The following is a 231-nucleotide window of genomic DNA, read 5'->3' on the forward strand; positions in this document are numbered from 1 at the left end:
GGCGACGACAAGGCGATCCTTGACGTCGTCACCAGTGCGAACATCGCATGTGGCGGCCATGCCGGAGATCCGGCGACCATGGTGGAGACGCTGGCGCTCGCAAGCCAACGGGGCGTCGTCGCCGGGGCCCACCCGGGCTTTGCAGATCGCGAGGGCTTCGGACGACGCCTGATCCCCTTGAGCGTCCGGGAAGTGGAGCAGCTTGTGGCGACGCAGACAGGGGCGCTGATG

Annotated in this window: 1 protein-coding gene; it reads left to right on the plus strand. The window is 68.0% G+C overall.

Going from position 1 to position 231, the window contains the following annotated elements:
• Window positions 1–231 (plus strand): LamB/YcsF family protein (locus AF337_RS03950; protein ID WP_160320240.1); only part of this gene is annotated, 231 nt, incomplete at both ends.

Source organism: Rhizobium ecuadorense (assembly GCF_001187535.1).
Taxonomy (GTDB): Bacteria; Pseudomonadota; Alphaproteobacteria; order Rhizobiales; family Rhizobiaceae; genus Rhizobium; species Rhizobium ecuadorense.